This is a genomic window from Paenacidovorax caeni (assembly GCF_001298675.1).
In the GTDB taxonomy this organism is placed as follows: Bacteria; Pseudomonadota; Gammaproteobacteria; order Burkholderiales; family Burkholderiaceae_C; genus Paenacidovorax; species Paenacidovorax caeni.
Map to the genome: position 1 here is coordinate 1 of NZ_CYIG01000130.1, position 1,325 is coordinate 1,325.

Here is a 1,325-nt window from a genome sequence, read left to right on the forward strand (position 1 = left end):
AGCGTTTGCCAAGTATCTTGAGTGCGGCATCTTTGCCCATGGCTTTGCCCGCGCTCGCTGCGGCGACTGTGGGCACGACTACTTTGTAGCCTTCTCCTGCAAAGGCCGGGGAGTCTGCCCCTCGTGCACCACGCGGCGGATGGTGGAGACAGCAGCGCACCTGAACGATCACGTATTCCCCCGCCTGCCGGTGCGCCAGTGGGTGCTCTCCGTGCCCAAGAGGTTGCGGTACTTCATGCAACGCGACGGAGCGGTGCTGAGCATGGTGCTGCGCATCTTTCTGCGGGTGATTGCGCAAAGCCTGCAGGCGCACTGCATTGGCGCGGCCAATGCAGACAAGGAAAGCCTGCACATCGGCGCAGTGGCCTTCATCCACAGGTTCGGCTCCAGCCTGAACGAACACGTCCACTTCCACGTCTGTGTGGTGGACGGGGTGTTTGAGGAACTGGTGGGCGAGGGCAGCGCTGATGCCGCAATGCAAGTCTCTGCGTCAGGTGTCGTATTCCACCCTGCCACCGGCATCGATGCGACACCCGTGGCCCCAGTGCAGACCACACTGCAAAAACGCATCCTGCGCGCCTTCGTTGCTCGGGGCCTGCTGGAGAACTGTGACGCCAAAGACATGCTGGGCTACAAACACAGCGGCTTCTCGGTGGATGCCGGGGTGTGCATTGAATCCCACGACCGTCCAGGCCTTGAGCGGCTCTTGCGCTATTGCGCCCGCCCACCCTTTGCGATGGACAGGCTGCGCAAAGAGGGAAGCAAACTGGTGTACCGCTGCGGCAAGCAGCGCAGCGAACCCACCAGCGACAAGCGCGGTGCCAAGGTTGATGAGCTGCACCTCACACCGCTGGAGCTGATCGACCGCATCGCCGCGCTGGTGCCACCGCCACGCACCCACCGGCACCGCTACTTTGGTGTGCTGGCACCAAACTCGCCGCTGAGAGCGGCGGTAACGGCGCTGGCTCAGCCTGCTGCGTCGCAACCAGCCACGGTGGAGACTGCACAACCTGGCGCGGGCGTACCTGGGGTGGCGGCGCCGGGCAACGCGGCCACACCCACACCCGAACCTGAAGCACGCCCGAAGCGAGCGGCGCATTACTTGTGGGCGGTGCTGATTGCCCGCATCTACGAGGCATTTCCGCTGCTGTGCCCCATGTGCGGTGGGCAGATGCGCATCATTGCCTTCATCACCCACAGCGCCGAAATCCGCCACATCCTGAACCACATCGGGGTGGAGTCTGCCCCCCCGCACATCACCCCGGCACGCGGGCCACCGCTGTGGGAGGGCTGCGACGCGCCGGTGGATGATGGTGCGCAAGGCG

The 1,325-nt window shown here is 64.6% G+C and carries 1 protein-coding gene; it reads left to right on the top strand.

Annotation, left to right across the window (positions count from 1 at the left end):
* Positions 1–1,325 (top strand): transposase (locus tag BN2503_RS19080; protein ID WP_054258146.1); only part of this gene is annotated, 1,325 nt, incomplete at both ends.